Origin of the sequence: uncultured Plantibacter sp., from assembly GCF_963518075.1 — a bacterium.
In the GTDB taxonomy this organism is placed as follows: domain Bacteria; phylum Actinomycetota; class Actinomycetes; order Actinomycetales; family Microbacteriaceae; genus Plantibacter; species Plantibacter flavus_A.
On the sequence record NZ_CAUQHZ010000002.1, the window covers coordinates 259,839 to 285,699 of the forward strand.

The following is a 25,861-nucleotide window of genomic DNA, read 5'->3' on the forward strand; positions in this document are numbered from 1 at the left end:
GTGTGAATCGATGTGAAGCGTGATGTTCGCGCGACGTCGTTCAGAGAGGAACCCGACACACGATGTCTCACCCAGCAGCTTCCATCATCACGAAGACCGACGGCGGACCCATCGCGGTCGCCATCACGGGCGCGAGCGGTGGGTTCGGTCGGACCTTCCTCGCGCAGCTCAAGCGACTCGAGACCATGCGCGCCTCCGTTCTCGTGGACCTCGACCTCGAAGCGGCGTCATCGCTGCTGAACGAGCTCGGGTACCCGGACACCTCCTGGTCGATCTGTCGCGATGCGGTCGAGGTGTCCAACGCCGTCGCGGGCGGCCGGCTCGCGCTCGTCGACGACATCGAGCTCCTCACCGCGGAGGCGTATGACGTCCTCGTCGAGGCCACCGGCAGCACCCGGGCCGGGTTCACGTTCGCCGAGCGTGCCATCGAGCAGGGCCGGCACGTCATCATGGTGAGCAAGGAGGTCGAGAGCCTGTCCGGGGTGTACCTCGCCGATCGGGCGAAGCAAGCCGGTGTCGCCTACCTCCCTGGAATGGGCGACCAGCCTGCGAACCTGCTCGCGCTGCTCGGATGGGTGAAGGCCGTCGGCCTGCCGGTCGTCGCGGTCGGCAAGTCCAGCGAGTACGACCTCGTCTTCGATCCATCGACCGGTGTCGTCCGTCAGCTCGACGCCGAGCTGCACGCGCCGGAACTCGCCGAGCTGCTCACCCTCGGTGACGACCGCACCGCGACCCTCGACGCCCGCGCGAAGGCGGTCGCCGGGTTCAAGCGGGCGGCCGCGGCCGACTCCTGCGAGATGGCCGTCGTCTCCCAGTACTCGGGACACGTGCCCGACGTCGAGACCATGCACTACCCCGTCGCCCGGCCCGACGAACTGGCCGACGTCTACGCCCTCCGCGAGCACGGGGGACTCCTCGGCCGGACCGGGGCCGCGGACGTCTTCAGCATGCTCCGGCTCCCGGGCGAGGCCAGTTTCGCCGGGGGTGAGTTCGTCATCGTCGAGACGGGCGACGCCGTCACCTGGGAGACGCTGCGGCAGAAGGGGCACGTCGTGAGCCGCGACGGACGATACGCCTGCATCTTCTCGCCATACCACCTGATGGGCGTCGAGACCCCGCTGTCCGTCCTCGAAGCGGTGTCCGGACACCGCGTGCCCGCCGAGCCTCGGCAGTACTCGACCCTCACCGGCCGTGCCGAGCGCGACCTCCCCGCGGGCGCGGCGCTCCAGGTCGCCGGGCACCACCACGAGATCGACGGCGTCGCACCCGTGCTGCGGGCGACCGCCGACACCGCTCCCGACGTCGCGCCGTTCTACCTCCTCGACCGCACCAGGCTCGTCCGCCCCGTGGCGGCCGGCGAACTCATCACCCTGCAGGACATCGACGGGTTCGACCAGCGTCTCTGGGACGCCTTCGCCGTCGGCCGGGAGCTCGGCGCATGACGCATGTGGACCCGCGCGGAATCCGCATCCTCGACGCGCACCACCACTTCTGGGACTTCGAGGGCCCCGGCTACTACCCCTGGCTCCAGGGTGAGTACAACGACCGGTTCTTCCTCGGCGACTACACGGGGATGCTCCACACCTTCCTGCCCGCCCAGTACCGGGAGGCGACAGCGGGGTATCGCGTCGTCGGCACGGTGCACGTCGAAGCCGAACGCTCCCGCGAGCAGGAGGTCGACGAGAGCCGGTTCCTCGACCGCCTGCACCGCGAGGACCCGAGGTTCCCGGCCGCAGCCGTGGCCCACGCGTCGCTCGCACGCCCGGACCTCGGCGACGTGCTCGCCGAGCACGCCGAGATCGGGCTCATCCGAGGCATCCGCTCGAAGCCCGTGACCTCGGCCACCGCGGCGGAAGCCGAGACGATCGCCGGAACCCCGGGGACGATGCAGGACCCCGTGTGGCTCGCCGGTCTCGCCGAACTCGAGCGGTACGGCTTCTCCTGGGACCTCCGGGTGCCCTACTGGCACCTCGCAGAGGCCGCGGACATCGTCCGCGAGCTGCCCGGGATCCCCGTGATCGTCAACCACTGCGGGCTGCCGCTCGACCGGTCCGAGGCCGGACTCGACGTCTGGCGCCGGGGCATGCGTGCGCTCGCAGCCCTGCCCAACACCACGGTCAAGGTGTCCGAGCTCGGCTTGCCGCGCAACCGTTGGGAGCGCGAGTCGAACGAACGCGTCGTCGCGGAGACCGTCGAGGTCTTCGGAGTCGACCGGTCGATGTTCGCTTCGAACCTCCCGGTCGCCACGCTGACCGCTCCGAGCTTCGGCGAGGTCGTCGACACCGTCCTCAGTGGTCTGTCGGGCGCCTCTGACGACGATCTCGACCAGCTCTTCGCCCGGACGGCAGCGCGGGTGTACCGCGTCCCGCTCGACGACTGACCCGCACCACCACCCCCGATCCGCAGCAACCCGAAGGACCACCCCATGGGCGTCAACGACGACAAACTGTTCCGCAAGATCGCATTCAGAATCCTCCCACTCGTGATGATGGGGTTCTTCCTCTCCTATCTCGACCGCGTCAACGTCGGCTTCGCGAAACTCGAGATGTCCTCGGACCTCGGTTTCTCCGACGCCGTGTACGGCCTCGGAGCCGGCGTGTTCTTCATCGGCTACTTCATCTTCGAGATCCCTTCGAACCTCATCCTCGCGAGAGTCGGAGCGCGCGTGTGGATCGCGCGCATCATGATCACGTGGGGGATCATCTCCGGTCTGATGTTCCTGGTGGACTCCGAGTGGATGTTCTACCTCATGCGCTTCCTCCTGGGTGTCGCCGAGGCCGGCTTCATCCCCGGGGTGCTCTTCTACATGGCGCAGTGGTTCCCGGCGAGCCGCCGGGGCCGCGCCTGGGGCGTGTTCTACCTCGCCCTCGCGTTCTCCGGGGTGGTCGGCGGACCGCTCTCCGGGATCATCCTGAACAGCACGCATCTGGCGCTCGACCTGCAGGGCTGGCAGTGGCTCTTCATCATCGAGGCGGTCCCCACGGTCATCCTGGGCTTCGTCATCCTGAAGTTCCTCCGGGAGGACCACCGGACCGCGCCGTGGCTCGACGACGCCGAGAAGGCCCGCCTGAGCGAGATGCTCGAAGCGGAGCGTCCACCCGCAGGGCACACCCCCCTGCGCGACGTGTTCCGCAGCCCGATCATCTGGCTCCTCGCGCTCATCTACTTCTCCTACAACTTCGCGCTGTACGGCATCAGCTTCTGGCTCCCCAGTCTCATCCAGGGTCTCGGCGTCGAGGGCACGCTCCAGATCGGCTTCATCTCGGCCATCCCGAGCATCGCCGCGATGGTCGCGATGGTCGTCTTCGGCTTCAGCTCAGACCGTCACCAGGAGCGCAAGAAGCACATCGCCGCGGCCTTCGGGTTGAGCTTCATCGGCTTCGCGATCTGCGTGATCGCCGGTCCGAACCCCGTGCTCGGCATCATCGGCCTCAGCCTCGCCAACGCCGGCGCCCTCGCGATCCCGGCGATCTTCTGGAGCTTCCAGACCGCCATGCTCACCGGCACCGCGCTCGCCGGCGGCATCGCGCTCATCAACTCGACCGGGAACCTGGCCGGCTTCGCCGCGCCCTACCTCATCGGCTTCGTCCGAGACGCCACCGGGAGCCCGAACATCGCCCTGGTCGTCTCGGCCGGCTTCATGGTCCTCGGCGCGGTCCTCGTCCTCACCGTCCGCTCGGCCCGCCGCGGCGACGCCCAGATCCCCAAGCTCGTCACCGTCGAAGGAGACCGTCCATGACCGCAGACAGCCGCCGAACCGCGAACGCACCCGATCAGCAGCGTGGTGGCGGTCGAGCGACCAACATCCGCTGGAGCGTCGTCGTCGTCCTCTTCCTCTTCTACACGATCAACTCGATCGACCGGAGTTCGCTCGGGGTCGCGATGCCGAGCATCGTCGGGGAGTTCGAGCTCACCCCGACGATGCAGGGCGTCATCCTCAGTGCATTCTTCTGGACGTACTGCCTCATGCAGATCCCAGGCGGTCTCGCCGCGGACCGCTTCGGTCCACGGCGGATCATCGGCATCGCCTCGGCCGTCTGGGGCACCTTCACCGCGTTCGCCGGGCTCGCTGTGAACGGGGTGATGCTCATCCTCGCGCGCCTCGGACTCGGTGCCTTCGAGGCGCCGTACATGCCGGCGGCATCCAAGCTCGTCTCGAACTGGATGCCGCCCAAGCGTCGCGCGTCCGGCGTCACGCTCATCGACTCCGGCGCACCACTCGGTGCGGCCTTCGGCGGTCTCCTGGTCGCCTGGCTCATCACCGCGACCGGCTCGTGGCGGTGGTCGTTCATCATCATCGGCGTCTCCACGGTCGTCATCGGGTTCTGCGTGTACCTGTACATCCGCAACCTGCCGAGCGAACACCGTCTCGTGAACCGCGCTGAAGTGGACCTCATCACGGTCGCCGGTGGTCCGGAGGACGAGAAGCCCGGCGTGACCCGGGGTAACGCGACGGCGATGGTCATCGGCCGTTTCGGTTGGGCGATGGTGTTCTGGGGCCTCGTGACCTGGGGACCCAGCTACCTGAGCAACGCCCGTGGGCTCGACCTCCAGGCGATGGGCTTCGCGACCTTCCTGATCTTCCTCTGCGGCGCCCTCGGGGAGATCCTCAGCGGGTTCCTCGCGGACCGGCTGCAGCGGGTCTTCAGCCGGAACCGCTCGTTCAAACTGCTCTTCGGCGGCTCCGGCGCGCTCAGCCTCATCGCGTTGATCTCGCTCCCGTTCGTGACCGACGCAGCACTCGCGGTCACCCTGCTCTGCATCGGGGTCTTCTTCAACCTCTTCGGGGGTCTCTACTGGACCATCCCGGCGATGCTCGCGAAGAAGGAGAAGGTCGGACTCGTCGGCGGGGTCATGAACTTCGCCGGCACGTCTGCCGGCATCGTCGTGCCGATCGTCGCGGGTGTGCTGCTCGACATCACCGGTGGCTACACCGCGGTGCTCGTCTTCCTCGCCATCGCAGCCGCGGTCTACCTCGCGGCATCGCTCATGATCAACTTCTCCGGGGTCGCGAAGCCGACGCCGGCGGAGCCGGCTCGTGCCTGAGTCGTCGGGTCTGGCGGCCGCCCGGTACGCAGGCCCCGTGATCGACGCGCACCACCACGTGTGGGACCTCGAGCGGAACCGGTACCCGTGGCTGCTGCCCGACGTCCTCGTCCCGCATCGCTACGGCGACTACAGCGTCGTCAAGCGGAGCTACCTGCCCGCCGACTACCGGCAGGACACGGCCGGTCTCGGCGTCGTCGCGAGCGTCTACATGGAGGCCGAATGGAACCCGGCGGATCCGCTGGGCGAGACGCGCTACGTCGAGGAGCTGTCCGCCGAGGGCGGCGTACCGGGCGCGATGGCCGCGCAGGCGTGGCTCGACGCTCCGACGGCCGCCGAGGTCGTCGCCGCCCAGGCGGCCTCGCCGATCGTCCGCAGTGTGCGTCACAAGCCCGGGGGACCGGCCACCGCCGACGAGGCGCGGCTCGGTGGTCGGACGCTCCTGAGCGACCCGCTGTGGCGGCGCGGGTACGCGGCTCTCGCGACGCACGGTCTCCACTTCGAACTCCAGACGCCCTGGTGGAACCTCCACGAGGCGGCGGACCTCGCCGCCGAAGTGCCCGAGACACTGATCGTCGTCAATCACGCGGGCGTCCTCCTCGACCGCGAACCGGCCACGGTGGCCGGCTGGCGTGAGGCGATGGCCGGACTCGCGGCGCACGCGAACGTCGTCGTGAAGGCGTCCGGGCTCTGCGTCGCCGGGGTCCCGTGGTCGAGCGAGCTCGTGCGTGAGCCCGTGCTCACGCTGGTGGAGCTCTTCGGCGCCGACCGGCTGATGTTCGGCAGCAACTTCCCGGTCGACGGGATGTTCACCGACTACGCGGGGCTCCTGGACGCGTACCTCGACGCCGCCGCGTCACTGTCGGCGGCGGAGCAGCGGGCGATCTTCCACGACACCGCGGACCGCGTTTACGCCCCGGATCGCATCGCCGGGGCCTGAGCCCCGCGCAGCTCGGTGAGCCAGGCCAGGCTCTCGCTTGTCGTGGTCGTCGGTCGGTACTCGCACCCGACGAACCCGTCGTACCCGCTGACCTCCAGGGCGGTGAAGAACGCGTCGAAGTCGATCGTCCCGGAACCGGGCTCGCCGCGTCCCGGGCTGTCCGCGATCTGGACATGGCCGATGCGATCGGCCCACGCCACGACGTCCTGCACCACGTCGGCGCCGTTGTTGTGCAGGTGGTAGGCGTCGAAGAGCAGACGCACCGCGGGGTGGTCGACCCGATCGATCACCTCCAGGGCCTCGTCGATCGTCGTCACCGGGTAGTCGCCGTTCTCGCCCCTCGTGAGCGGCTCGACGAGGATCCGGACGCCGAGCGGATCGAGGCGCTCGGCGACACGACCCAGGTTCGCGACGGCGGTGGCGAGTTGGATCTCGTGCGAGACGCCTGCCGGCCGGACGCCGTAGAGCGCGTTGACCGCACGACACCCGGTCGCCTCGACGATCGTCGCCACCACGTCGACGGTGTCTGCGACGAGCTGCTCGGTCCCGGGGTGCGACACCACGCCGCGGTCTCCGGCGGGCATGTCGCCGGCGTACAGGTTGATCGCCCGCAGCGAGACCTCCGCCCGCTCGATCGCAGCGAGGAAGGCCTGGAGCTCCGCCTCCTCGGGGACGGGTGTTGCGAACGGCCACCAGCACTCGACGTCGACGAACCCGACGGCCTTCGCAGCGGCGAACCGCTCGAGGAACGGCACCTCGGTGAACAAGATGGACAGGTTTGCGGAGAACTGCATTGTTCGTTCCTTTTCGATCGGGGTGCTTGACACCAGTTTGGTATATCGAAATACTCGAACGCAACGCCGGGGCGATGGAGCTCACTTCTTGTCTTGGTATATCGATAGCTCGATCGACCGGGCGACAACGACAGGAAGAGAGACGATGACGACCATCGGATTCGTGGGACTCGGCGTGATGGGGCGCCCGATGGCGGAGCACCTCGCCGCAGCCGGACACGACGTGACGGGGTTCAGCCGGGGCGATGCAAGCCGATCGGCCGCCCGGGACGCCGGCCTCCGCGTGGCCGACTCCGTCGCCGAGGCCGTCACCGGTGCCGAACTCGTCGTCACGGTGCTGCCGGACTCGCCGGACGTCGAATCGGTCGCGCTCGGCACGGACGGGATCCTCGCGCACCTCGCCGACGGGGCCGACTACATCGACCTCTCGACGATCCGACCCGAGACGGCTCGTGATGTGGCCACCGCCTTCATCGAGGCGGGCCACGGCGCGCTCGACGCCCCGGTGTCCGGTGGTGAGGCAGGCGCGCGCGAGGGCACCCTCTCCGTGATGGTCGGTGGTGAGTCGTCCACCCTGGAGCGTTGGCGGTCCGTCCTGGAGACGTTCGGCGCCTCGGTGGTGCACGTCGGCCCGAGCGGTAGCGGCCAGGTCGTGAAGGCCGCCAACCAGTTGGTCGTCGCACTCCATCTGCAGGCCCTCGCCGAGGCTGTCGTCTTCCTCGAGGCCCAGGGCGTCGACGTGGAGACGGCGCTCTCGGTGATCCGCAAGGGTCTCGGAGGCAGCACCGTCCTCGAACGCAAGACCGATTCGGTCCTGGCGGACGACTTCCGCGCCGGCTTCCGGTCCGAGCTCCACGCGAAGGACCTCGCGATCGTCGAAGTGGCTTCGCGAACCGCCGGCGTCGGTCTTCCCGCGACCGGACTCGTCACACAGCTGCTCCGCTCGGTGGTCGCCCGCGGCCAGGGCGGTTCCGACCATTCCGCGCTCGTCGAGCTCGCCCGCTCGATGAACGGCGGGGCCGGCGCATGACCGTCACGGAACCACGCGCGGCCGTCGAGACCGCCGACGTCCGCCCGGGCTGGTGGCACGAGCCGTTCGACATGTTCCAGACGAACCTGCGCGAGATCGACGCGCTGCTCGACGTCGAGACGGTCCTGGACGCCATCCAGGAGCACGGTGCCGGCGTCTGGCTGCTCAACGTCGGAGGCATCCTCTCGCACTTCCCGTCGACGCTGCCGTTCCAGTCGACGAACCCACTGCTCGAGGAGCGCCCCGGGGGCGACCTCGTCGGTGACGCGATCGAAGCCGCGCATCGTCGTGGCGTCCGACTCCTCGCCCGCATGGACTTCTCGAAGGTCGCCGCGCGCGTCGCCGACGAGCACCCCGAGTGGTGCTTCCGGTCACCGAGTGGGGAACGACAGGTCTACGAGGGGCTGGTGAGCGTCTGCCCCGGCGCGGGGTACTACCAGGACCGGTCGCTCGACATCATCGACGAGATCCTCGACGCGTATCCCGTCGACGGATTCTTCTTCAACTGGTTCGGGTTCAACGAGGTCGACTACGGAGGACGGGTCCACGGCGTCTGTCACTGCGACGCCTGCGCCGAGGCCTTCGTCCGGGAGACCGGGATCGAGCAGCTGCCGTCGTTCGCGGGTGATCCCGGCTACCTGGAGTGGAAACGGTTCGCCGCGGCGACCATCGACCGCCTGACGGCGCGCATCCGCGGGCACATCGCCGAACGAGCACCCCACGCTGGGCTCATCCTGGGCCGCTCGGCGGACATCCTGTTCCATGAGGCGAACAACGCCCTCGGCCGCCCGCTCTGGCCACACGCGACGAGTGAGTCGGTGAGCGCGTTCCGGGTCGCGCAGCCAGGCAAACCGGTCCTGGTGAACGCCGTGGCTTTCATCGACATGCCGTACCGGCTGGCGAGTGAACAGCCGGAGATGTTCGGGCAGTACCTCCTCCAGGCGGTGTCGCGCGGGGCGAACCCGTCGACGTACATCATGGGGCCGGCCGGGCTCATCGACTACGCCAGTCTCGCTCCGGCCGGGGTCGTGACGCGCTTCCACCGGGATCACGCCGACCTGTACGCCGGACTGGCGCCCGCGGCCGACGTGGGTATCGTCCGACCGAACCCGCTCGCGGCGCCCGCAGAGGTGCATCACTCGTCGGTCGACGAGTTCCGCGGCCTGTTCTCCGCCCTGCTGGAACGGCACGTCGCCGTCGACGTCGTGCCGGCGGAGTCGCTGCCCGTCGTGGACCTCGGACGCTTCCGCGTGCTGGTCCTCCCGGATCTCATCGCCCCGACCGAGGAGGAGGACGCCGCCCTCGAGGCGTTCGTGCGCGCCGGCGGGCGGGTCGTCGCGACGGGGCGGTCGGGCATCCACGCGGACGGCTCCGTGGTCGCCTGGCTCCCCGGAGCGCGGCAACGGTCGCTGGAAGACGACGCGGAGGCGCTCAAGTCGAGCTACGTCCAACGGGGCGGTGGGCCGTCGGTCGAAGGCTCGGACCTCGTGCCCGTGCGTGGGCGGCTGCACACCCTGGCGTGGCGTTCCGGCGCGGAGCTGCGCCACGAGTTCGTCCCGCGAGCACCGTACGGACCGCCCGAGAAGGCCCACGGTCACGTGGTGGGACCGGTATCGGCCTGCGGGGTGTTCACGCTCGGTCGTGGACGGGCCACGCAGGTCCCGTGGACCGTCGGCGCGGCGTATCGCGAACTCGGGCTCACGGCCGTCCGCGACCTGATCGCCGATCTCGTGGTCGACGCTGTCGGGGAGGATGGAACGGTGGGGGTGGAGGCGAGCGAACACGTGGAGGTGTCCGTCGGTCGTTCCCGAGCGGGTCTCGTCGTGCACTTGCTCAACCACTCCGGTCAACGTCGGAACTCCTTCGGTCCCACCGTCCCGGTCCGTGGAACCCGCTTGCGGTTCCCCGGGAGGGCGGCCGACGCCGTCGGCACCCGCGTCCACCATGTGACCGCCGGCGACGTCGACGCCACGGTGTCGACGGTCGGAGACGATCTCCTCGTCGAGATCGTCGAGGTCGTGGACGGAGCGGTCGTCGTGGTCCCGGACGGAGGTGAGCGGGATGACGCCTGAGGTGGTCCTCATCCGCGGCGGCCAGGCGGACGCCGTGCGCTCGCGCATCCGCAGCGACTTCCCCGAGGTCCGCGTCCTCGACGACGAGACCGCCCACCCCGCGACCACGATCATCGCAGGCCGGGTGCGCGACGAGGAGCTGCCCGGGCTGCCGGCGCTCGCCTGGGTGCACTCCTGGGCCGCCGGCGTCGAGTCCGAGGTGGGACCGGTGCTCCGCGGGAGCGGCGTCACGGTGACGTCCTCGGCGGGCAACGGGGCGGTTCCGCTCGCGGAGCACGCGATGTTGCTGGCCCTCCAGCTCGACCGAGGCGGACATCGCTGGTCGGATGCCGCCCGCGGGGCCAGATGGGACCGGTTCGTCCACGGCGAGCTCGCCGGCAAGACGATGGGCATCTACGGCTTCGGCAACATCGGCGCCGCCCTCGCGCCGCGCGCGAGCGCCTTCGACATGACCGTCATCGGCCTCCGTCGCGACGTCGGTCGCACCCCGGCCGCCGTCGACCGCCTGTACCGACCGGAGGAGGTCCTCGACTTCGCCGGGCGGTGCGACGTGCTGGTCGTGACGGCCCCGCTCACCGTGGAGACGCGCGGAGCGATCGACCTCCGCGTCCTGTCTGCGCTCCGCCCGGGAGCCACCGTCGTCGTCGTCTCCCGAGGGGGCATCGTCGTCGACGCGGACCTCCTGACGGCCCTCGACTCCGGTGCCGTCGCGGGAGCCGGTCTCGACGCGCACACGGTCGAGCCGCTGCCGGCGGACTCCCCGTTCTGGTCGCGCGACGACGTGGTGGTGACGCCGCACAACGGAGCCACAACGACCGCCACCGCCGATCGCGGAACCGCGATCTTCCTCGACAACCTCCGACGTCGGGTCACCGAGGAGCCGCTCGTCAACCGCGTCGACCCGAACTCCCTCGCCTGAACACCGGCGTCCTGGGGACGCCGTCATCGCACCACCGTCATCACTCATACAACGCCGTATCGAAAGAAGGACACCATGTCGAACATGCCGCAGGACGTCAGCCGACGCCGATTCCTCACCTACGCCGGGGTCGGCGCCCTCTCGCTCGGAGCGTTCGCCCTCGCCGGCTGCTCCATCGGAGGCGGTTCCGGAGCCGGCGGTGCCACCACCATCCGGTTCGCCTGGTGGGGAGGCGCTGAACGCCAGAAGGCCTATCTGGCCGGGATGGACCTGTTCAGCAAGCAGAACAGCGACGTCACGATCGAGCCCGAGTTCGGTGACTACACCGCCTACCAGGAGCGCATGACCACGCAGATGGCGGCGCGCGACGTTCCTGACGTCTTCTGGATCCCCTCGCCCGCGGTGTTGACCTACCGGGACGCGAAGATCTACCGGCCACTCGACGACGTCGGCACCCTCGACCTTTCGGCGTTCAGCGAGGCGGAACTCGACCTCTTCCGGATCGACGGCGAGCTCAACACCCTGCCGAAGTCGATGTTCTCCCCGGTCCTGCGGTACAACCAGACCTTCATGGACGAGGACGGCATCGCGCTCCCCGAGACGCTCACCTGGGACAGCCTGGCCGAGTTCCTCACGGACTACTCGAAGAACAACGCCGCCGGTCGGAAGGGCACCACCTACGGCGCCTACCACGACATGCCCTTCGAGTCGTTCCTGCGTCAGCGTGGCGAGGACCTGTGGTCGAAGGACGGCAGGCTGGCCGCGAGCGAGGACGGCGTCGCTGCGTGGATCGACTGGTGGGAGCAGCTCCGCAAAGCGGGCGCGACCACCAGCATCAGCGAGCAGGACGGCATCGAGCCCGGCTGGTCCGACACCGGCGCCAAGGTCCTCGCCACCTTCGCCAACTCGAACCACATCGTCGACGAGGCCGCAGCGTTCCCCGACTACGAGTTCCGGCAGCGGGACGTCCCGGCACTCGCCGATGCGACGCCCGGGTACCACTTCACCTACTTCAGCCGGTTCGCGATGTACGCCGGGATCGAGGACGACCGCGTCGACGCGGCCGGAGCACTGATGAGCTACAACCTCAACTCGATCGACCTGCTGAAGCTGGTGGGGCTGTCGGCCGGGGCGCCACCGAGCTTGGCGCTCCTCGACGAGTACGAGCCGTCGGCCACCCCGGACGAGCAGAAGGTGATCGCGACCACCCGCGACATCGCGGCGAAGGAGCAGCGGCCCCGATACGAGGCTCCCGCCGGCTCCGGTTCATGGCGCACCGTGATGATCCGCGAACTCGAGGGCGTGACCCTCGGGAACACCTCGGTCTCACAGGCCGCGTCGAACTTCGTCTCGGCCGTCTCCTCCTCGGTGGGCGACTGATGACCCTCACCATGAAACGCGAGCCCGAGGCGCGGACCGGGACGGCCGAATCCGCGACGACGACCGGACGGAAGCGGCGTCGGGCCTCCCACCAGCGGCAGGGCTGGGTGGCACACGTCTTCCTCCTCCCATGGATGCTCGGGATGATCGCCGTCACGGCAGGACCGCTGATCGCGTCCGCCGTCCTCGCCTTCACCGACTACGACCTCCTGACCGCACCGTCGTTCATCGGGTTCGACAACTTCACCCGCATGATGGGCGACGAGCGGTTCTGGGCGTCAGCACGGGTGACGGGCCTGTACGTGCTCGTCTCCGTGCCCTTGCAACTCGCCTTCGCGCTCTTCCTGGCGGTCATCCTCGACAAGGGGATCCGCGGGCTCTCCCTGTACCGGAGCGCCTTCTATCTGCCTTCGCTCCTCGGTGGCAGCGTCGCGATCGCGATCCTGTGGCGCCAGCTGTTCGGCGACGCAGGGCTCATCAACACGGTGCTCGGGTTCTTCGGCATCGAGGCGGACAGCTGGTTGCAGAACCCCGCGACCGCTCCGTGGACGCTGATCATCCTCAACGTGTGGACCTTCGGCTCGCCGATGGTGATCTTCCTGGCCGGGCTGCGTCAGGTCCCGGACGAACTCCTCGAGGCCGCCGAGGTCGACGGTGCCGGCCGGGTGCGACGCTTCTGGTCGATCACCATCCCGCTGCTCACGCCGATCATCTTCCTGAACCTGATCCTGCAGATGATCAGCGCGTTCCAGGCGTTCACCCAAGCACACGTGGTCAGTGGCGGCACGGGTGGACCCCTCGACTCGACGCTGTTCTACACCCTCTACATCTATCAGGAGGGATTCGTGAACTTCGACATGGGCTACGCCGCTGCCATGGCTTGGGTCCTCCTGATCGTCATTGCGATCGCCACGGCGGGCAACTTCATCCTTTCGCGCCGCTGGGTGCACTACGGAGACGAATGATGGCCATCACCAGTACCACCCTCCTTCCAGCCGACCCCGATCCCACGCCGACCCGGCGCAAGCGGGACGCCGGCCGACCGCGACCGATCGTCCGCCACATCCTCCTCGTGGTGTTCGCGCTCCTCATGCTGTATCCGTTGCTGTGGATGGTGGTCAGCTCCTTCAAACCCAGCAACCTGATCCTGTCGCAGACGGGGCTCATCCCGAGCGAGGTGACGCTGTCGAACTACCGGGACGGATGGAACTCCCTGGGGACGCCCTTCACAGCGTTCCTCCTCAACTCCGGTCTCATCGCCGTCGGGGCCATCGTCGGGAACCTGTTCTCCTGCTCCGTGACGGCGTACGCGCTCGCACGGCTGAACTTCCGCGCGAACAAGCTGTACTTCGGCCTCACCCTCATGACGATGATGCTGCCGTTCCATGTGCTGATCATCCCGCAGTACATCCTGTTCGCGGAGCTCGGGTGGATCAACACCTACGCCCCGCTGCTCATCCCGAAGTTCCTCGCGACCGACGCGGTGTTCATCTTCCTCATGGTGCAGTTCATCCGCACCATCCCGCGGGAACTCGACCACGCGGCGATGCTCGACGGTGCCGGCCCGTTCCGCATCTTCTGGTCGGTGATCCTGCCCCTCATGCAGCCGGCACTCATCACGACGACGATCTTCACCTTCATCTGGACGTGGAACGACTACTTCGGACCGCTCCTCTACCTGACGAAGACGAAGCTGTACACCGTGCCGGTGGCGCTCAAATCGCTCGTCGACACGGAGACGCAAAGCGGGATCGGCATCATGTTCGCGATGTCGCTCATCTCGCTCGTCCCGATCCTCCTCTTCTTCCTCTTCGCGCAGAAGTACATCATCAAGGGCATCGCCACGACGGGAATCAAATGACGACGACACAGCCGCTCACGACCGGAACCGACACGATCGCCTGGTTCTCCGGCGACCAGCGCTGGACACAACTGACGTTCGTCGAGGACGACCCGCTCCACTTCGACCTCGACGCGTGGGCCGACGTCCTGGACCGGACCGCGTCGACCGCGATCTGCATCAGCGCCGGGGGGTACATCGCGTTCTATCCGACCTCAATCCCGTTGCACTACCGCAGCCGGCACCTCGGAGACCGCGATCTCCTCGGCGAGATCGTCGATCTCGCACGGAGTCGTGGCATGGTCGTCATGGCTCGGATCGACCCGCACGCCGTCCATCGGGACGTCCGTGACGCCCATCCGGAGTGGATCGCCCGTACCGAGGACGGGGCACTGCAGGAGCACTGGGCACACCCGGGCACCTTCGTGACGGACGCGTTCGGCGACTACAACTGGGAGTTCACGACCGAGGTCGCACGCGAGGTCACCTCGGACTACGACATCGACGCGGTGTTCGCGAACCGGTGGCAGGGTCACGGACCCGGGTACACCGAGACCGCGCAGCGACTCTTCCGCGCGGCGTCCGGGCTCGCCCTGCCGACCTCACGCGACGCCGTCGACGGAGAGTCCTGGCGGGCTTACCGGGGATGGCGCCGGGAGCGGCTGAGCGACCTGGTCGCCCACTGGGACGCGGCGGTCCAGGACGTGAAGCCGGAGGTGCGCTTCATCCCCAACCTCGGCTCGTTCGCGGCGGGCGAGCTTCGCGACGACGTCGCCCGCCTGCATGTCCCGTTCTTCCTCGTGGACCACCAGGCGCGCAACGAGGGGGAGACCCAGTGGGCGGCCGGCCGCGACGCGAAGCGGACCCGGTCCATCCACCCCGACAAGCCGGTGGGGCTCATCACCTCCGTCGGGCCCGAGTCGCACGGCTACCGCTGGAAGGACTCCGTCAACGCGGGTCAGGAGACCGTGGGCTGGATCGTCGACGGCTTCGTGCACGGAGCGTTCCCGTGGTTCACGAAGTTCGCCGCGCGGATCCACGACACGCGCTGGATTCCAGCGGTCGAGCGGGCGTTCACGCTGCATCGCGAGATCGGTGCGATCTGGCAGCAGTCGCGCCCGGTCGCCGAAGTGTGCGTCTGGGACGTGGACAACGCCTTCGCCGACGCCCGGACGCGACGGGCCGCCTCCGGCATGTACCAAGCACTCGTCGAGCTGCGGACGCCGTTCGAGTTCGTCGGCCCCCGTGGCCTGCATCGGCTCGGACTGCCTGAGACCAGGGTGGTCGTCCTCCCGGAGATCGACGAGATCGACGAACGGTCCGCCGCTGCATTGCGTGCCTTCGTCGAGGGCGGCGGTGAGCTCGTGGTGACCGGAGCCGGGCCCCTGATCGACGGGGGTACACCGCTCGTGACCGAGCTCACGGGCGCACCGCTGACCGCCCGCTCGGCCGGGGTCGTTCGGAACAACTACGTGCAACGCGCGTCCGACGGCGCACTCGCCGCCGGTCTGGACGGCGCGGACCGCATCATCGGTGGAACCCGTCTGGCCCGCTTCGCGCCGACCACCGAGGCCGTCGTGCACTGGCGGTTCGTGCCCGATCACCCCGACCTCCCCATGGAGGAGGTCTACCCGCGAGGTGAAGCCGTGGACCCCGCGGTGTTCCGTGCGTCGTTGGCGACGTCGGACGACGGCGGGACGGTGCAGGCGGGCGCCGGGACGGTCCAGGTCATCGCCTTCAACCTCGCCGAGCTGTACCACGAGACGCTCCTCGGTGATCACCTCACCCTGCTCGGCAACACGATCGAGGCCGCGCTCGGGGGATCGAGTCTGGTTCGGATCGACGGCCCGGGGCTCCTGGATGCGGCGGTATGGACGGACGGAGCGGCGTTCATGCTGGCGTTCGCCAATCTCACCGACCCGTTGGCGATGCGGGGCCAGCAACGTGCGGTGACCGAGCTCACCGGCATCCGGGTGCAGATCGACGCCGCGCGACTGGCGGAGGCCACAGGGCGTCCCGTCGTCCCGGCCGAGCTCATGGCGGAGGTGGTCCTCGACGATCGGCGGACGCCGGCTCCGGTGGCCGTGGCCGACGGCACGATCATCGTGGAGCTCCCGACCGTCCGCGAGCTCGGGATGGTCAGACTGAGCTTCTGAGGGGGTGGTGGGCCCACGCCCGCTGATCGGGGTCGGCACCGCAGGTGTCGGCCCCGACGCGTCCCGGTCTCGTCAGCGGCCGCGCGGCGGGGCGGTGGACTGACGGACGATGAGCACCGGCTTCTCGAGCGGTACGTCCTCCTCGATGGTCTCACCGAGGAGGCCGAGGAGCTTCGCCGCCGCCGCCCGCCCACGCTGGAACGCGAACCGCTGGACGGTGGTGAGCTGGGGGTCGACCCATTCGCCGACCTCGAGCCCCTCGAACCCGACGACCGAGACGTCCTCGGGGACCCGCAGTCCACGGCTCTGGATCGTCCGCATCCCGGCGATCGCCATGGTGTCGGTGCCGTAGAGGATCGCCGTCGGCGGTGCCGCCCCGTCGAGGAGCCGACTCGTCTCCTCGGCGGCGGCCGCCGGCGAATAGCCGACGCTCGAGATGGAGTGCGGGGTGAGCCCGTGATGGGCGAGCCGGGCGGTGAACGCCTCGCGTCGGATGTTCGGGAGCACGAACCCGTCGGGGCCGCTGACGAACGCGACGTCGCGGTGGCCCAGACCGACGAGGTGGTCGACCGTCTCGGGGATGCCGGCGCTCGGCGGGTCCGCGTCGATGTAGTCGACCACGCCCGGCTTCCACGGGGTGCCGACGAGCACCGCGGGCACACCGAGGTCGCGCATGAGGTCGAAGCGGGTGTCGCCGACCACCGAGTTGGTGAGGATGACGCCGTCCATCCGCTGGCGCTCAGCGAGGGACCGGTAGAACGCCGATTCGTCGTGCTGTCCCGTGAGGAAGACGTTCAGGAGGAGCCCGTACTCGCGGGGACTGAGGAGGGACTCGATCCCGGAGATGAGTCCGACATTGGCCGCACCGACCTCGGGAACCGGGGAGGAACTGGTGAGGACGAGCCCGATCGCCTGGGCGCGCGAGGTCCGGAGAGCGATCGCAGCCGGGTTCGGCGTCCAGTTGAGTTTGCGCGCGGCCTCCCGGACACGCTCGGCGGTCGGCGGCGAGATGCGACCCGTGCCGTTGAAGACCTTCGAGACCGCTCCCGCCGACACGCCCGCGAGCGCGGCGACATCGGAGATGGTGGGGCGGCCGTGTCTCCGGCGCCCGGCAGGTGAGGTCATGGCCGTGTCGTCCTTTCGCCCTCAGCCTATTGGGCCGGACACCCGAACCCGTGGACCGGCGAGAGGTCAGAGCCCGTGCCGTTCGAGCTGCTCCTCGTACCGGATCTGTACGTCCTCCGGCTCGACGCCGTCGATCGGCGCCCAGATCGCCTCGAGTTCCCGCTGGACCGAGGCCGGGAGGGCGGCGAACTTCTCGTCCCATGCTGCGATCGGCGTCCAGTAGCCGACCACCTTGAACCGGGTGGCGGGTAGCCCGAGCTCCCTGCGCAGATACTTGCGCACGTCGCGGAGGGCCACCGTCTCGCCGGCCACCCAGATGTAGCCGTGATCGAGCGGGAGGCGCTCGTCCACGACACTCCGGACGAGTCGGCCCAGCGCGCTCGGGCCGTGTCCGTTGCCGCCCACCACCCAGGTGACCGTCACGTCGTCGTTCGTCTCGACCGCGACCCGATCCCGCTCGCTCGGTACTTCGAGCACCACGCGGGTCCGCAGTCCTCGCGGAGTCCGTGCGACGATGCGCCTGACTGCGGGAAGGCCGGTGAGGTCCGCGACGAGCACCTGCCAACCGATGTCGGCGGGCGGCGCGTACAGACCGGTGGGCGAGTTCAGGCCGAGCACGTGCCCGGGCTGGGCGCGAGCCGCCCACGGCCCCGCGACCCCGGCGTCGTGCACGACGAAGTCGATGTCGATCTCGACGGGGTCCTGCCGCACGGCGCTGATCGTGTACGTCCGCATCGGTGCCTGCGGGGAGCCCTCCGGCGTCTCCCACCAGTCGCCTGCCGGTACCGGGAGCGAGACCTCCGTCGGGTCGGCGCCGTGGGGGAAGAAGACGCGGACGTACTCATCACCCGTGCCGGTGCTCTCGAAGTCCTCGACGCCCGGACCGCCGAGGGTGATGCGGATCAGGTTCGGACTCAGGGGTGTCGCTGCGGTCACGATGCCGCGGTGGATCTTCATGGCGTCTCGGCCTCTCGGGTCGGTTCGGTGTGCTGGGTCGGGTGCGGGCTGTGCGCGAGCCAGGACTCGCGGTAGGGGCCGGGCGAGGCGAGGAGCTCCGCGTGCGTGCCGTGTTGGACGATCCGACCGTCCGCGAAGACCGCGATCCGGTCGGCGGTGGCGGCCTGCTCCAACCGGTGCGCGATCAGCAGCGCGGTCCGGTCCGTCCGGAGGGCGGCGATCGCCGCTTCGACGGCGTCGCGATGGTGCAAGCCGACGTCGGCCGTCGCCTCGTCGAGGATCACGATCGCCGGGTCCGCCAGGAACGCCCGAGCGACCGCGAGTTGCTGGATCCGTCCCTCGTCCAGCGGCACGGGCGACGGCCTCGAGTCGGTCGGGTCCGCCGCCGGGTCGTCCTGCAACGCGGTGACCGCCCATTCGGCTCCGACGGCACGGAGCGCCGACACCATCTCGTCCCGGCTGGCGTCCGGTGCGCCGAGCCTGAGGTTGTCGGCGATCGAGCCACGGAAGTGGTGGAGCTCCTGCGACAGGTAGTACGGGGTGTGGCCGACGAGCACCCGCCCCGACGTCGGGGGATGGTGTCCGGCGACGACCCGCGCCAGGGTGCTCTTGCCCGAGCCGGACGTGCCGACGAGCGCAGTGGTCGTCCCGGGCGGCACGTCCAGGGTGACCTGCGTGACCCCGCGGTCCGTGGTCGGATAGCGGAACGTCAGGTCGTGCACTCGGATCGCCGGCGGTGCGGCGACATCGTCCGCGGTACCGCCGACGGGCGAGGGCGACTCCGGCATCGCGGGCGACGCTGCTGCGAGGTCGATGACCCCGACGAGCCGAGCCAGCCCGACCGTGGCCCGCTGGATGTCGTCGAGCCCGAAGATGAGCCGGCCGACCGGATCGAACAGCCGGTGGAACAGGAGCGCGGCGGTGGTCACGAGCCCGACGGTGATCGTGCCCTGCAGGTTGAGGAGGAAGCCGGTCGCCAGGATCGCCGACAGCCCGACGAGCTCACCCGAGTTGATCCATCGGAACAGACGGTTCGCGACGCGCACGCCCTCGATCTGCGCGTCGATGGAGGCGGTAGCGCGTTCCCGGACGCGTTCGAGCGCGTGGTCCGTGCCCGCGAACGCGGCGAGGGTCTCCGCGCCGTCGACCGCGTCCAGCACGGCCTGACTGCGCGACGCTTCGCGGATCCGGACCGTGCGGAACACCACTCGGGATCGCCGGAGGAACGCCCGGGTCCCGAGGACGTAGCACGGCGCCGAGGCGAGACCGGCGAGCGCGAGCCACGGGTCGACGGCTGCCAGGGCGACGGCCGACACCCCGATCGCGAACCCGGCGGAGAGCAGGGTCGGGGCGACGTTCCCGCCGGCCTCCGCGACCGCGTCGACGTCGCCGGTGACCCGGGACAGGAGATCGGCACGCTCGCCGTCGTCGACGGTGCTCACCGGGAGCCGCATGGCCGAGGCGAACACGTCCTCGCGCAGTTCGGCGAGCAGGTCCTGCACCAGCCCCGTGAGCACCCGAGTCGCCCACAGCGTCACCGCGACCGCCCCGACAGCGCCGACCGCGGCTGCGGCCACCCAGCCTGAGACGACGCTCAGTCCGGCATCGGAAGCGACGGCGTCCACGATCCGCCCGAGACAGGCGGGCATCACGACGCCCAGTGCGGCGGCTGCGAGGAAGAGGACCACCACGGCGGCGGTCCGTCCGCGGTGGCGTCTGAGGAGGGCACCGACGACGGTTCGGACGCGGGAGCCGTCGGCGACGGGGAGCATCTCGGCGGTGCTGGGCTCCATGGCGGGATCAGTCATGGCGGGTCTCCGAACCGGGAGTGAGCTCGACGACCCGGTCGCAGGCGTTCAACAGGACCGGCGAGGTGGTGATGACGACGACGGTGCCCTCGTGCGCCGCGAGTGCTCGGGCGATGCGGGTCTCCGTGAGGACGTCGACCGCCGACGTCGGTTCGTCGAGGACGAGCACGTCCGCACCGGCATGGAGCGCCCGGGCGATGCCGACGCGCTGGCGTTGCCCGCCGGAGAGCCGTCTGCCCGCCTCACCGACCGGAGACGACCAACCGCCGAGCTGCACGACCGCGTCGTCGAGCGCCGCCATGCCGACGAACACCGCATCCGGGTCGCCGGTCGCGTCATGACCGCGGACCGCTTCCGCCAGGGTGCCGCTCATGATGCGCTGGCCGTGCGGTGGCGCGACCACACGACGGCGGTACGCCACCGGGTCGAGGTCCAGCTGGTCGACGAGTGTACCGTCGACAGCGAGCGAGACGCTGCCGCGCTCCGCGGGGGTCCGCATGCCGAGTAGGCGGGAGAGGGCGCGCGCGGTGTCGCTGTCGGGCGGCCGGACGCCGAGCAGTTCACCAGCATGGACGTCCACCGGTCGGTCCTGGTGTTCCGGGCGGAAGGACAGCACGACGTCGGACGCAGGGCCGGAGTCGGACAGCTCGTCCAGCCGACCGCCCGTTTCGAGCAGGTCGTCGGCGTCGACGACCGCGGCCAGGCGTTTGGCGGACGCGAGCTTGTGGATCCAGTTCGATGGGAAGGAACCCGCCTGTGCGAGGTACCCGCTGATGAACTGCGCGAGACCGAGCACCGTCACGAGCTCACCGATGCTGATCCGCCCATCCGCAGCGAACCAGGCGGACAAGCCGACGAGTGCGGCCAGGACGAACGCCGCCAGCGTGCCGCTCACGGCGTCGAAGAGGGCGAGGGACCGCCCGGCGGCCGTCGCTGCGCGTCGTGAGACATCACTGGCGGCGTCATATCGCCGGACGGCTTCAGCCCGCCCGCCGATGCCGACGAGCACTCGGAACCCGCTCATGAAGTCGGCGGCCACCGCTCCGGCCTCGGTCGCCGCCCGTTGCTCGGCGAACCCTCGGCGCTCCAGCGGGCGGGACACGACGCGCATGACGAGCATCATCCCGATGGTCGACACGAACACCACGATCGTCGCCACGGGCGAGATCACCGACATCGCCAGGGCGGCTCCGATGATCGCGGCGATGGTCGCCGACTGCTGCGCGACCGACCAGGCGACGCCGGCCACCCGGTAGGTGTCGGACGTGACGACCGTCAGGGCCTCACCCGCCGACAGGTTCTGTCGTGAGAACCGCGGCCGAAGCATCCGGGAGAGCGTGAGGTGCCGGAGCGCCTGTTCGCCGTGCCCGTAGATCGACACCATGAGGCGCGACGCCGACTGGTAGCTCACCGTCAGGACGAGGAAGGTTCCGACCAGGACCCCGATCCAGACCCCGAGGGCGACCGGATCGGACGGCACCACCGCGCGGTCGATGGTCGCCCCGATGATCACGGGGATCGCCGCCTCCGACAGGGCGTGCACGATGAGGAGGCCGGTCGCGGCGGCGAGCATGGCGCCGCGACCGTCCGCTCCCAGCGCGATGCCGAAGAGGCGCCGCGGCGTATTCGTCGTCGTCCCGCTCACCGGCTCCGCCGTCCGAGCGGGAGCACCAGCGGGGTACCGGAGACGGGGTCGGTGATGACCCGGCACGGCAGGTCGTACACGGCCTCCACGAGGTCGGCGGTGATGATCTCCTGCGGATCGCCCTGGGCGACGATCGCGCCGTCGCGCATCGCGACGAGATGCGTCGCATAGCGGGCGGCGTGGTTGAGGTCGTGGAGGACCGCGACGAGGGTGGTGCCGCTGCGGTGCAGATCCGTGAACAGCTCCATCAGCTCGATCTGGTGCGCGACGTCGAGGAACGTCGTCGGCTCGTCGAGCAACAGGTGTTTCGTCTGCTGGGCGAGTGCCATCGCGACCCAGACGCGTTGCCGCTGTCCGCCCGAGAGCTCGTCGACCAGCCGGCGGGACAGCTCCGTGACCCCCGTCGCGGCCATCGCCTCCGAGACCGCCGCTTCGTCGGCGCTGCTCCACGTCCGCATCGCGCTCTGGTGCGGGAACCGGCCGCGCCCGACGAGGTCGGCGACGGTGATCCCGTCGGGGGCGATGGCGGATTGGGGGAGGAGCCCGAGTCGGCGAGCGGTGTCCTTCGGTTTCGATGCGCGGATGTCGGCCCCGTCGAGGAGGACGGCGCCGGCGGTCGGGCGCAGGAGCCGTGCGAGTCCGCGGAGCAGGGTCGACTTGCCGCAGGCGTTCGGTCCGATGATGATCGTGAACGAGTCGTCCGGCACCTCGAGCGACAGCTCGGAGACGATCGGAGCATCGCCGTAGCCCAGGGTGAGGTCGCGGGCGAGGAGCGACGTGGTCATGGGAGTTCCTTTCACGTGCGGCGCACGAACTGGGCGGCCAGCAGGCAGGTCAGATAGATGCCACCGACCGAGAGCGTCACCACGCCGACCGGGACCGCGAGCAGCTGGGCGACGGCGTCGGAGACGACGACCAGGGCGGCTCCGGTGAGCATCACCGGCGCGAGGCCCATCGGGGTGTTCGAGCGGGTGAGCCGTTGAGCGATCTGCGGGGCGGCCAAGGCGATGAACGAGATCGGGCCGGCCGCGGCGGTGACGAGCGCCACGAGGGCCACACCGACCACCATGGCGATCAGGCGAGTGCGTCCGGGACGCACGCCGAGGGCCATGGCGGCGTCGTCTCCCATCTCGAGCACGGGGAGGGAACGCCGGAGTGGCCGAGCCAGCAGGGCGAACACGACGAACGCCGTGGCGGCGGGGAGCAGTTGGTCGAAGCCGAGCGAGGCGAGGGATCCTGCACCCCAGGTGGCCGCCATCATCGCCTGCTCGACGCTGACCGAGATGAGGATCCAGGAGGTGAGGGAACCGAGCCCGGCCGAGACGCCGATGCCGACGATGATCAGCCGGAAGGACGACATGGTGTGGCGGTTCGCGAGGACGGCGACGAGCAGGGCGGTCAGTAGACCGCCCACGAGTGCCCCGGCGGCTTTGAACAGGTAGGTGTTGAGCCCGAGGACGAGCATCGTCAGCGTGACGCCGAACTGTGCGCCGACACCGAACCCGATGATGTCCGGTGAGCCGAGCGGGTTGCGGGTGAGCGACTGGAAGATACCTCCGGAGAGCGCGAGTGCCGCTCCGCAGAGCACCGCGAACAGCACCCGTGGGAGTCGCCACTCGGTCACGACCTGGCGGACGTCGGGGTCGGACGCGGGGTCGACGATCGCCCGGATCACCGCGTCGAAGCCGATCTCGTACGCGCCGATCGTCGTCGCGAACAGCCCTGCTCCGATGATCACCACGACGAGTCCGAGGCACACGAGGACGGACCGCACCGGTACGAGCGTCGCGATGTGCACGGTCTCCACGCGGATCTGGCGTCGGCCGTGGTCGACGACGCTCACAGTCCGCTCACCCGCTTCCGGCGGACGAGCATGATCAGGATGGGGGCGCCGAGGAGTGCCGTGACGATCCCCACCCGGAGCTCTCCGGAGGGCAGCACGATCCGGCCGAGGACGTCTGCGAGCAGCAGGAACGCGGGGCCGATCACCATCGAGTACGTCAGCACCCAGCGCTGGTCGGGGCCTGTGGACCACCGGACGACATGGGGGATCATGAGTCCGACGAAGGCGATGGGACCGGCGGCTGCGACGCCCGTACCGGCCAGGAGGGTCACGGCCACGACGACCCACACCCGGGTGCTGCGCACTCGCGCCCCGAGCGCCTGGGCGAGTTCGTCTCCCAGGGTCAGCGCGTTCAGCGACCGGGCGCAGAGCAGGCCGATCACGAGGCCCGCGACGATCAACGGAGCAGCCCAGGTGAGCTGGTCGAGGGTGCGGCCTCCGACGGATCCCACGCTCCAGAAGCGCATGACCTGCAGGGTGCCTTCGTCCCGCAGCACGATCGCGGTGGTGAAACCGGTGCAGGCGGCACCGAGGGCGACCCCCGCGAGGGTCAGTTTCATCGGGGTCGCGCCCGAGGCCCCGACGGATCCGAGCGTGTAGACGATCACCGTGAGGATGAACGCACCCGCCAGGGCGAACGGGACGTAGGTGCCGGGAGTCGTCAGTCCCAGGACACCGACCGCGAAGGTCACGGCGAACGACGCACCGGCGTTCACCCCGAGGATGCCAGGGTCGGCGAGCGGGTTGCGGGTGAAGGCCTGGATGAGCCCGCCGCAGACGGCGAGCGCCGCACCGACCAGGATACCGAGCAGCGTCCGTGGGACGCGCAGCTCCATGACCATGAGGTGCAGGGGGTTCGCGTCGTCATAGGCGACGAGCGCGCGGACGACGGTCAAGGGGTCGATGGCCCGATTGCCGATGACGAGTGAGGCGACGGCTGCGGCGATCAGCACCACGGTGGCGACGAGGAGCCCGACGGCGAGGGTCCCGGTGCGGTGGGGCGAGACGTCCGCGCGTCCGGCCCCACCGGGCGTCGGGACGTCCGCCGCCCCGCCCGCAGCCGGCGCTGCTGACGGGGCGGCGGACCGGGACATCTCCGACGTCACTTGCCGTCGATGGTCGGCTCGCCCTGCAGGGCCGCTGCGAGGTCGTCGACGTAGCCGGGCAGGACGTACTGCAGGGACAGGACGGTCGGCGCGCTGATCGCAGAGGCCTTGGCGGCGTCGGCGTAGATCACGTAGGACCCGGCGGCGATCGGCGCCCAGCGCGACACCACGGCGTTCTCGACCGTGTACGTCCCTTCCTCGGCGCTTCCGCCCCATGCGGCGAACAGGTCGGCGTCCACGTCGTAGAGCTGCTCGAGGCTGACGCCGGTGTACCAGTTGTCGCCCTCGGCGCTCGCGAGGAAGCCGTCCATCGCCGAGGTCGAGGTGAAGCCGAGTGCTTCGGTGATGCGGACCCGCGGGTCGTACTCGAGGTAGACGCCGAGGTCCGTCCCGCCTTCGTTCAGGGTGAGGCCCCAGACGAAGCTCTTGTCGTCGAACTCGGGGTGTGCGTCGGCGAGGGAGGTGATGAGATCCTCGGTCTCGCCGATGAGCTCCTCGGCCTTGGCCTCCTCCGACATCGCCTTCCCGACGGTGCGGGTCATGCCCTCCCAGGTGCCCGGGTTCCAGGGTCCCTCGATGTAGGGGACGGTCGGGGCGATCTCGGTGAGCCGCTCGTATTCGATGTCGGTGACACCGGAGTAAAGGCTGAGGATCAGGTCGGGCTTCAGGGATTTGATCGCCTCGTAGTTCGGGCCGTCGTCCGTGAAGGGGATGATCTCGGGCATCTCGCCGTACGCCTCGGAGACGTGGTCTTCGAACCAGGGCTGATAGCCGCTCTCACCGGCTCCCCAGACCTCTTCGATGCCGACGGGGTTGGTGCCGAGGGCGGCGACGATGTCGGGCGTCATCCACCCGAGGGCCACGATCCGTTCCGGCTTCTGCGGGATGACGGTCTCACCGTGGGCGTGTTCGATGACGACGCCGTCGGTCGATGCCGTCGTCGATCCGGTGTCGCCGGTGGCGGCCGAACATCCGGCGAGAGCGAGAGCGGTGGCGATGACGGCGGCGAGGAGGGTGGATCCTCGGCGGACGTTCGGGCGCGCGAAAGCGTGCGGCATGGGGCTCCTTTGAAGAGGGGGGAGTGGGATCACCGCTGGCGATCCAGAAGTTAGGTAAGCATGTCCTAACAGAACGATCGTAGGGTGCTTCACGGCGTGACAGTGTCGAGGAACCGACGAGTTCTGTCGCCGATCCGACAGG

The 25,861-nt window shown here is 69.6% G+C and carries 21 protein-coding genes; 12 read left to right on the forward strand and 9 right to left on the reverse strand.

Annotation, left to right across the window (positions count from 1 at the left end; genetic code table 11):
• Window positions 1-62: 62 nt before the first annotated feature.
• From RWN05_RS04935 to RWN05_RS04955, 5 genes are read left to right on the forward strand one after another with little or no spacing between them, the layout of a single operon-like run.
• On the forward strand, window positions 63-1,442 hold the full coding sequence (locus tag RWN05_RS04935; RefSeq protein ID WP_314138758.1) for a homoserine dehydrogenase: 1,380 nt from the start codon (window positions 63-65) through the stop codon (window positions 1,440-1,442).
• On the forward strand, window positions 1,439-2,380 hold the full coding sequence (locus RWN05_RS04940) for an amidohydrolase (RefSeq protein ID WP_064293712.1): 942 nt from the start codon (window positions 1,439-1,441) through the stop codon (window positions 2,378-2,380). Before RWN05_RS04935 ends, RWN05_RS04940 begins: the two co-directional genes overlap by 4 nt.
• Before the next feature lie 45 nt (window positions 2,381-2,425).
• On the forward strand, window positions 2,426-3,739 hold the full coding sequence (locus tag RWN05_RS04945) for an MFS transporter (protein ID WP_064293713.1): 1,314 nt from the start codon (window positions 2,426-2,428) through the stop codon (window positions 3,737-3,739).
• Window positions 3,736-5,046 (forward strand): MFS transporter, encoded by a 1,311-nt coding sequence (locus tag RWN05_RS04950; protein ID WP_079002417.1) that lies wholly within the window; start codon window positions 3,736-3,738, stop codon window positions 5,044-5,046. The genes RWN05_RS04945 and RWN05_RS04950 overlap by 4 nt, the downstream gene beginning before the upstream one ends.
• A 37-nt stretch (window positions 5,047-5,083) precedes the next feature.
• Window positions 5,084-5,986 (forward strand): amidohydrolase family protein, encoded by a 903-nt coding sequence (locus RWN05_RS04955; RefSeq protein ID WP_314138762.1) that lies wholly within the window; start codon window positions 5,084-5,086, stop codon window positions 5,984-5,986.
• On the opposite strand, the gene RWN05_RS04960 is transcribed toward RWN05_RS04955, so the two are convergent.
• Window positions 5,956-6,780, reverse strand: coding sequence for a TIM barrel protein (locus RWN05_RS04960; protein WP_314138764.1), 825 nt, complete (start codon window positions 6,778-6,780; stop codon window positions 5,956-5,958). The two genes, RWN05_RS04955 and RWN05_RS04960, sit on opposite strands and share 31 nt — an antisense overlap.
• Before the next feature lie 145 nt (window positions 6,781-6,925).
• Here RWN05_RS04960 and RWN05_RS04965 point away from each other — a divergent pair, with 145 nt between their 5' ends.
• The 7 genes from RWN05_RS04965 (at window position 6,926) to RWN05_RS04995 (ending at window position 16,177) form a co-directional block, all read left to right on the forward strand.
• Window positions 6,926-7,810: an NAD(P)-dependent oxidoreductase gene (locus RWN05_RS04965; protein ID WP_314138766.1), complete on the forward strand. Its 885-nt coding sequence runs from the start codon at window positions 6,926-6,928 to the stop codon at window positions 7,808-7,810.
• Window positions 7,807-9,882 carry a beta-galactosidase trimerization domain-containing protein gene (locus tag RWN05_RS04970; protein ID WP_314138768.1) on the forward strand — a complete coding sequence of 692 codons (2,076 nt, stop codon included), beginning with the start codon at window positions 7,807-7,809 and terminating at the stop codon, window positions 9,880-9,882. Before RWN05_RS04965 ends, RWN05_RS04970 begins: the two co-directional genes overlap by 4 nt.
• Window positions 9,872-10,801 carry a D-2-hydroxyacid dehydrogenase gene (locus RWN05_RS04975; protein ID WP_314138770.1) on the forward strand — a complete coding sequence of 310 codons (930 nt, stop codon included), beginning with the start codon at window positions 9,872-9,874 and terminating at the stop codon, window positions 10,799-10,801. The genes RWN05_RS04970 and RWN05_RS04975 overlap by 11 nt, the downstream gene beginning before the upstream one ends.
• Window positions 10,802-10,876: 75 nt before the next feature.
• Entirely contained in the window at window positions 10,877-12,181 is a 1,305-nt protein-coding gene (locus RWN05_RS04980) for an ABC transporter substrate-binding protein (RefSeq protein ID WP_071259985.1), read from the forward strand.
• A complete protein-coding gene (locus tag RWN05_RS04985) occupies window positions 12,181-13,146 on the forward strand; it encodes a carbohydrate ABC transporter permease (RefSeq protein ID WP_064293720.1) in 966 nt (321 codons plus the stop codon). The genes RWN05_RS04980 and RWN05_RS04985 overlap by 1 nt, the downstream gene beginning before the upstream one ends.
• The gene (locus RWN05_RS04990) at window positions 13,146-14,042 is read left to right on the forward strand and encodes a carbohydrate ABC transporter permease (RefSeq protein WP_314138772.1); all 897 of its coding nucleotides are present in this window, start codon (window positions 13,146-13,148) and stop codon (window positions 14,040-14,042) included. Before RWN05_RS04985 ends, RWN05_RS04990 begins: the two co-directional genes overlap by 1 nt.
• Window positions 14,039-16,177, forward strand: a complete 2,139-nt coding sequence (locus tag RWN05_RS04995) for a family 10 glycosylhydrolase (RefSeq protein ID WP_314138774.1) — start codon at window positions 14,039-14,041, stop codon at window positions 16,175-16,177. The genes RWN05_RS04990 and RWN05_RS04995 overlap by 4 nt, the downstream gene beginning before the upstream one ends.
• A gap of 72 nt (window positions 16,178-16,249) precedes the next feature.
• On the opposite strand, the gene RWN05_RS05000 is transcribed toward RWN05_RS04995, so the two are convergent.
• The 8 genes from RWN05_RS05000 to RWN05_RS05035 form a co-directional block, all read right to left on the reverse strand.
• Complete coding sequence (locus RWN05_RS05000; RefSeq protein WP_314138776.1) at window positions 16,250-17,302, reverse strand: LacI family DNA-binding transcriptional regulator; 1,053 nt, start codon at window positions 17,300-17,302, stop codon at window positions 16,250-16,252.
• A 66-nt stretch (window positions 17,303-17,368) separates the two neighbouring features.
• Entirely contained in the window at window positions 17,369-18,259 is an 891-nt protein-coding gene (locus RWN05_RS05005) for a siderophore-interacting protein (protein ID WP_314138777.1), read from the reverse strand.
• A complete protein-coding gene (locus RWN05_RS05010; protein WP_314138778.1) occupies window positions 18,256-20,067 on the reverse strand; it encodes an ABC transporter ATP-binding protein in 1,812 nt (603 codons plus the stop codon). The genes RWN05_RS05005 and RWN05_RS05010 overlap by 4 nt, the downstream gene beginning before the upstream one ends.
• Window positions 20,060-21,712: an ABC transporter ATP-binding protein gene (locus RWN05_RS05015; protein WP_314138779.1), complete on the reverse strand. Its 1,653-nt coding sequence runs from the start codon at window positions 21,710-21,712 to the stop codon at window positions 20,060-20,062. Before RWN05_RS05015 ends, RWN05_RS05010 begins: the two co-directional genes overlap by 8 nt.
• The gene (locus tag RWN05_RS05020; protein WP_314138781.1) at window positions 21,709-22,497 is read right to left on the reverse strand and encodes an ABC transporter ATP-binding protein; all 789 of its coding nucleotides are present in this window, start codon (window positions 22,495-22,497) and stop codon (window positions 21,709-21,711) included. Before RWN05_RS05020 ends, RWN05_RS05015 begins: the two co-directional genes overlap by 4 nt.
• An 11-nt stretch (window positions 22,498-22,508) precedes the next feature.
• On the reverse strand, window positions 22,509-23,555 hold the full coding sequence (locus tag RWN05_RS05025) for an iron chelate uptake ABC transporter family permease subunit (protein ID WP_071260006.1): 1,047 nt from the start codon (window positions 23,553-23,555) through the stop codon (window positions 22,509-22,511).
• Entirely contained in the window at window positions 23,552-24,649 is a 1,098-nt protein-coding gene (locus tag RWN05_RS05030) for an iron chelate uptake ABC transporter family permease subunit (protein WP_314138782.1), read from the reverse strand. Before RWN05_RS05030 ends, RWN05_RS05025 begins: the two co-directional genes overlap by 4 nt.
• 8 nt (window positions 24,650-24,657) lie before the next feature.
• Window positions 24,658-25,719, reverse strand: a complete 1,062-nt coding sequence (locus RWN05_RS05035) for an ABC transporter substrate-binding protein (protein ID WP_314138784.1) — start codon at window positions 25,717-25,719, stop codon at window positions 24,658-24,660.
• Window positions 25,720-25,861: the final 142 nt, after the last annotated feature.

Bases quoted from the DNA above. Each gene is read 5' to 3' on its own strand.
- RWN05_RS04935 (WP_314138758.1), top strand. From the start codon at position 63: ATGTCTCACCCAGCAGCTTCCATCATCACGAAGACCGACGGCGGACCC.
- RWN05_RS04940 (WP_064293712.1), top strand. From the start codon at position 1,439: ATGACGCATGTGGACCCGCGCGGAATCCGCATCCTCGACGCGCACCAC.
- RWN05_RS04945 (WP_064293713.1), top strand. From the start codon at position 2,426: ATGGGCGTCAACGACGACAAACTGTTCCGCAAGATCGCATTCAGAATC.
- RWN05_RS04950 (WP_079002417.1), top strand. From the start codon at position 3,736: ATGACCGCAGACAGCCGCCGAACCGCGAACGCACCCGATCAGCAGCGT.
- RWN05_RS04960 (WP_314138764.1), bottom strand. From the start codon at position 6,780: ATGCAGTTCTCCGCAAACCTGTCCATCTTGTTCACCGAGGTGCCGTTC.
- RWN05_RS04965 (WP_314138766.1), top strand. From the start codon at position 6,926: ATGACGACCATCGGATTCGTGGGACTCGGCGTGATGGGGCGCCCGATG.
- RWN05_RS04970 (WP_314138768.1), top strand. From the start codon at position 7,807: ATGACCGTCACGGAACCACGCGCGGCCGTCGAGACCGCCGACGTCCGC.
- RWN05_RS04975 (WP_314138770.1), top strand. From the start codon at position 9,872: ATGACGCCTGAGGTGGTCCTCATCCGCGGCGGCCAGGCGGACGCCGTG.
- RWN05_RS04980 (WP_071259985.1), top strand. From the start codon at position 10,877: ATGTCGAACATGCCGCAGGACGTCAGCCGACGCCGATTCCTCACCTAC.
- RWN05_RS04985 (WP_064293720.1), top strand. From the start codon at position 12,181: ATGACCCTCACCATGAAACGCGAGCCCGAGGCGCGGACCGGGACGGCC.
- RWN05_RS04990 (WP_314138772.1), top strand. From the start codon at position 13,146: ATGGCCATCACCAGTACCACCCTCCTTCCAGCCGACCCCGATCCCACG.
- RWN05_RS04995 (WP_314138774.1), top strand. From the start codon at position 14,039: ATGACGACGACACAGCCGCTCACGACCGGAACCGACACGATCGCCTGG.
- RWN05_RS05000 (WP_314138776.1), bottom strand. From the start codon at position 17,302: ATGACCTCACCTGCCGGGCGCCGGAGACACGGCCGCCCCACCATCTCC.
- RWN05_RS05005 (WP_314138777.1), bottom strand. From the start codon at position 18,259: ATGAAGATCCACCGCGGCATCGTGACCGCAGCGACACCCCTGAGTCCG.
- RWN05_RS05010 (WP_314138778.1), bottom strand. From the start codon at position 20,067: ATGACTGATCCCGCCATGGAGCCCAGCACCGCCGAGATGCTCCCCGTC.
- RWN05_RS05020 (WP_314138781.1), bottom strand. From the start codon at position 22,497: ATGACCACGTCGCTCCTCGCCCGCGACCTCACCCTGGGCTACGGCGAT.
- RWN05_RS05030 (WP_314138782.1), bottom strand. From the start codon at position 24,649: ATGTCCCGGTCCGCCGCCCCGTCAGCAGCGCCGGCTGCGGGCGGGGCG.
- RWN05_RS05035 (WP_314138784.1), bottom strand. From the start codon at position 25,719: ATGCCGCACGCTTTCGCGCGCCCGAACGTCCGCCGAGGATCCACCCTC.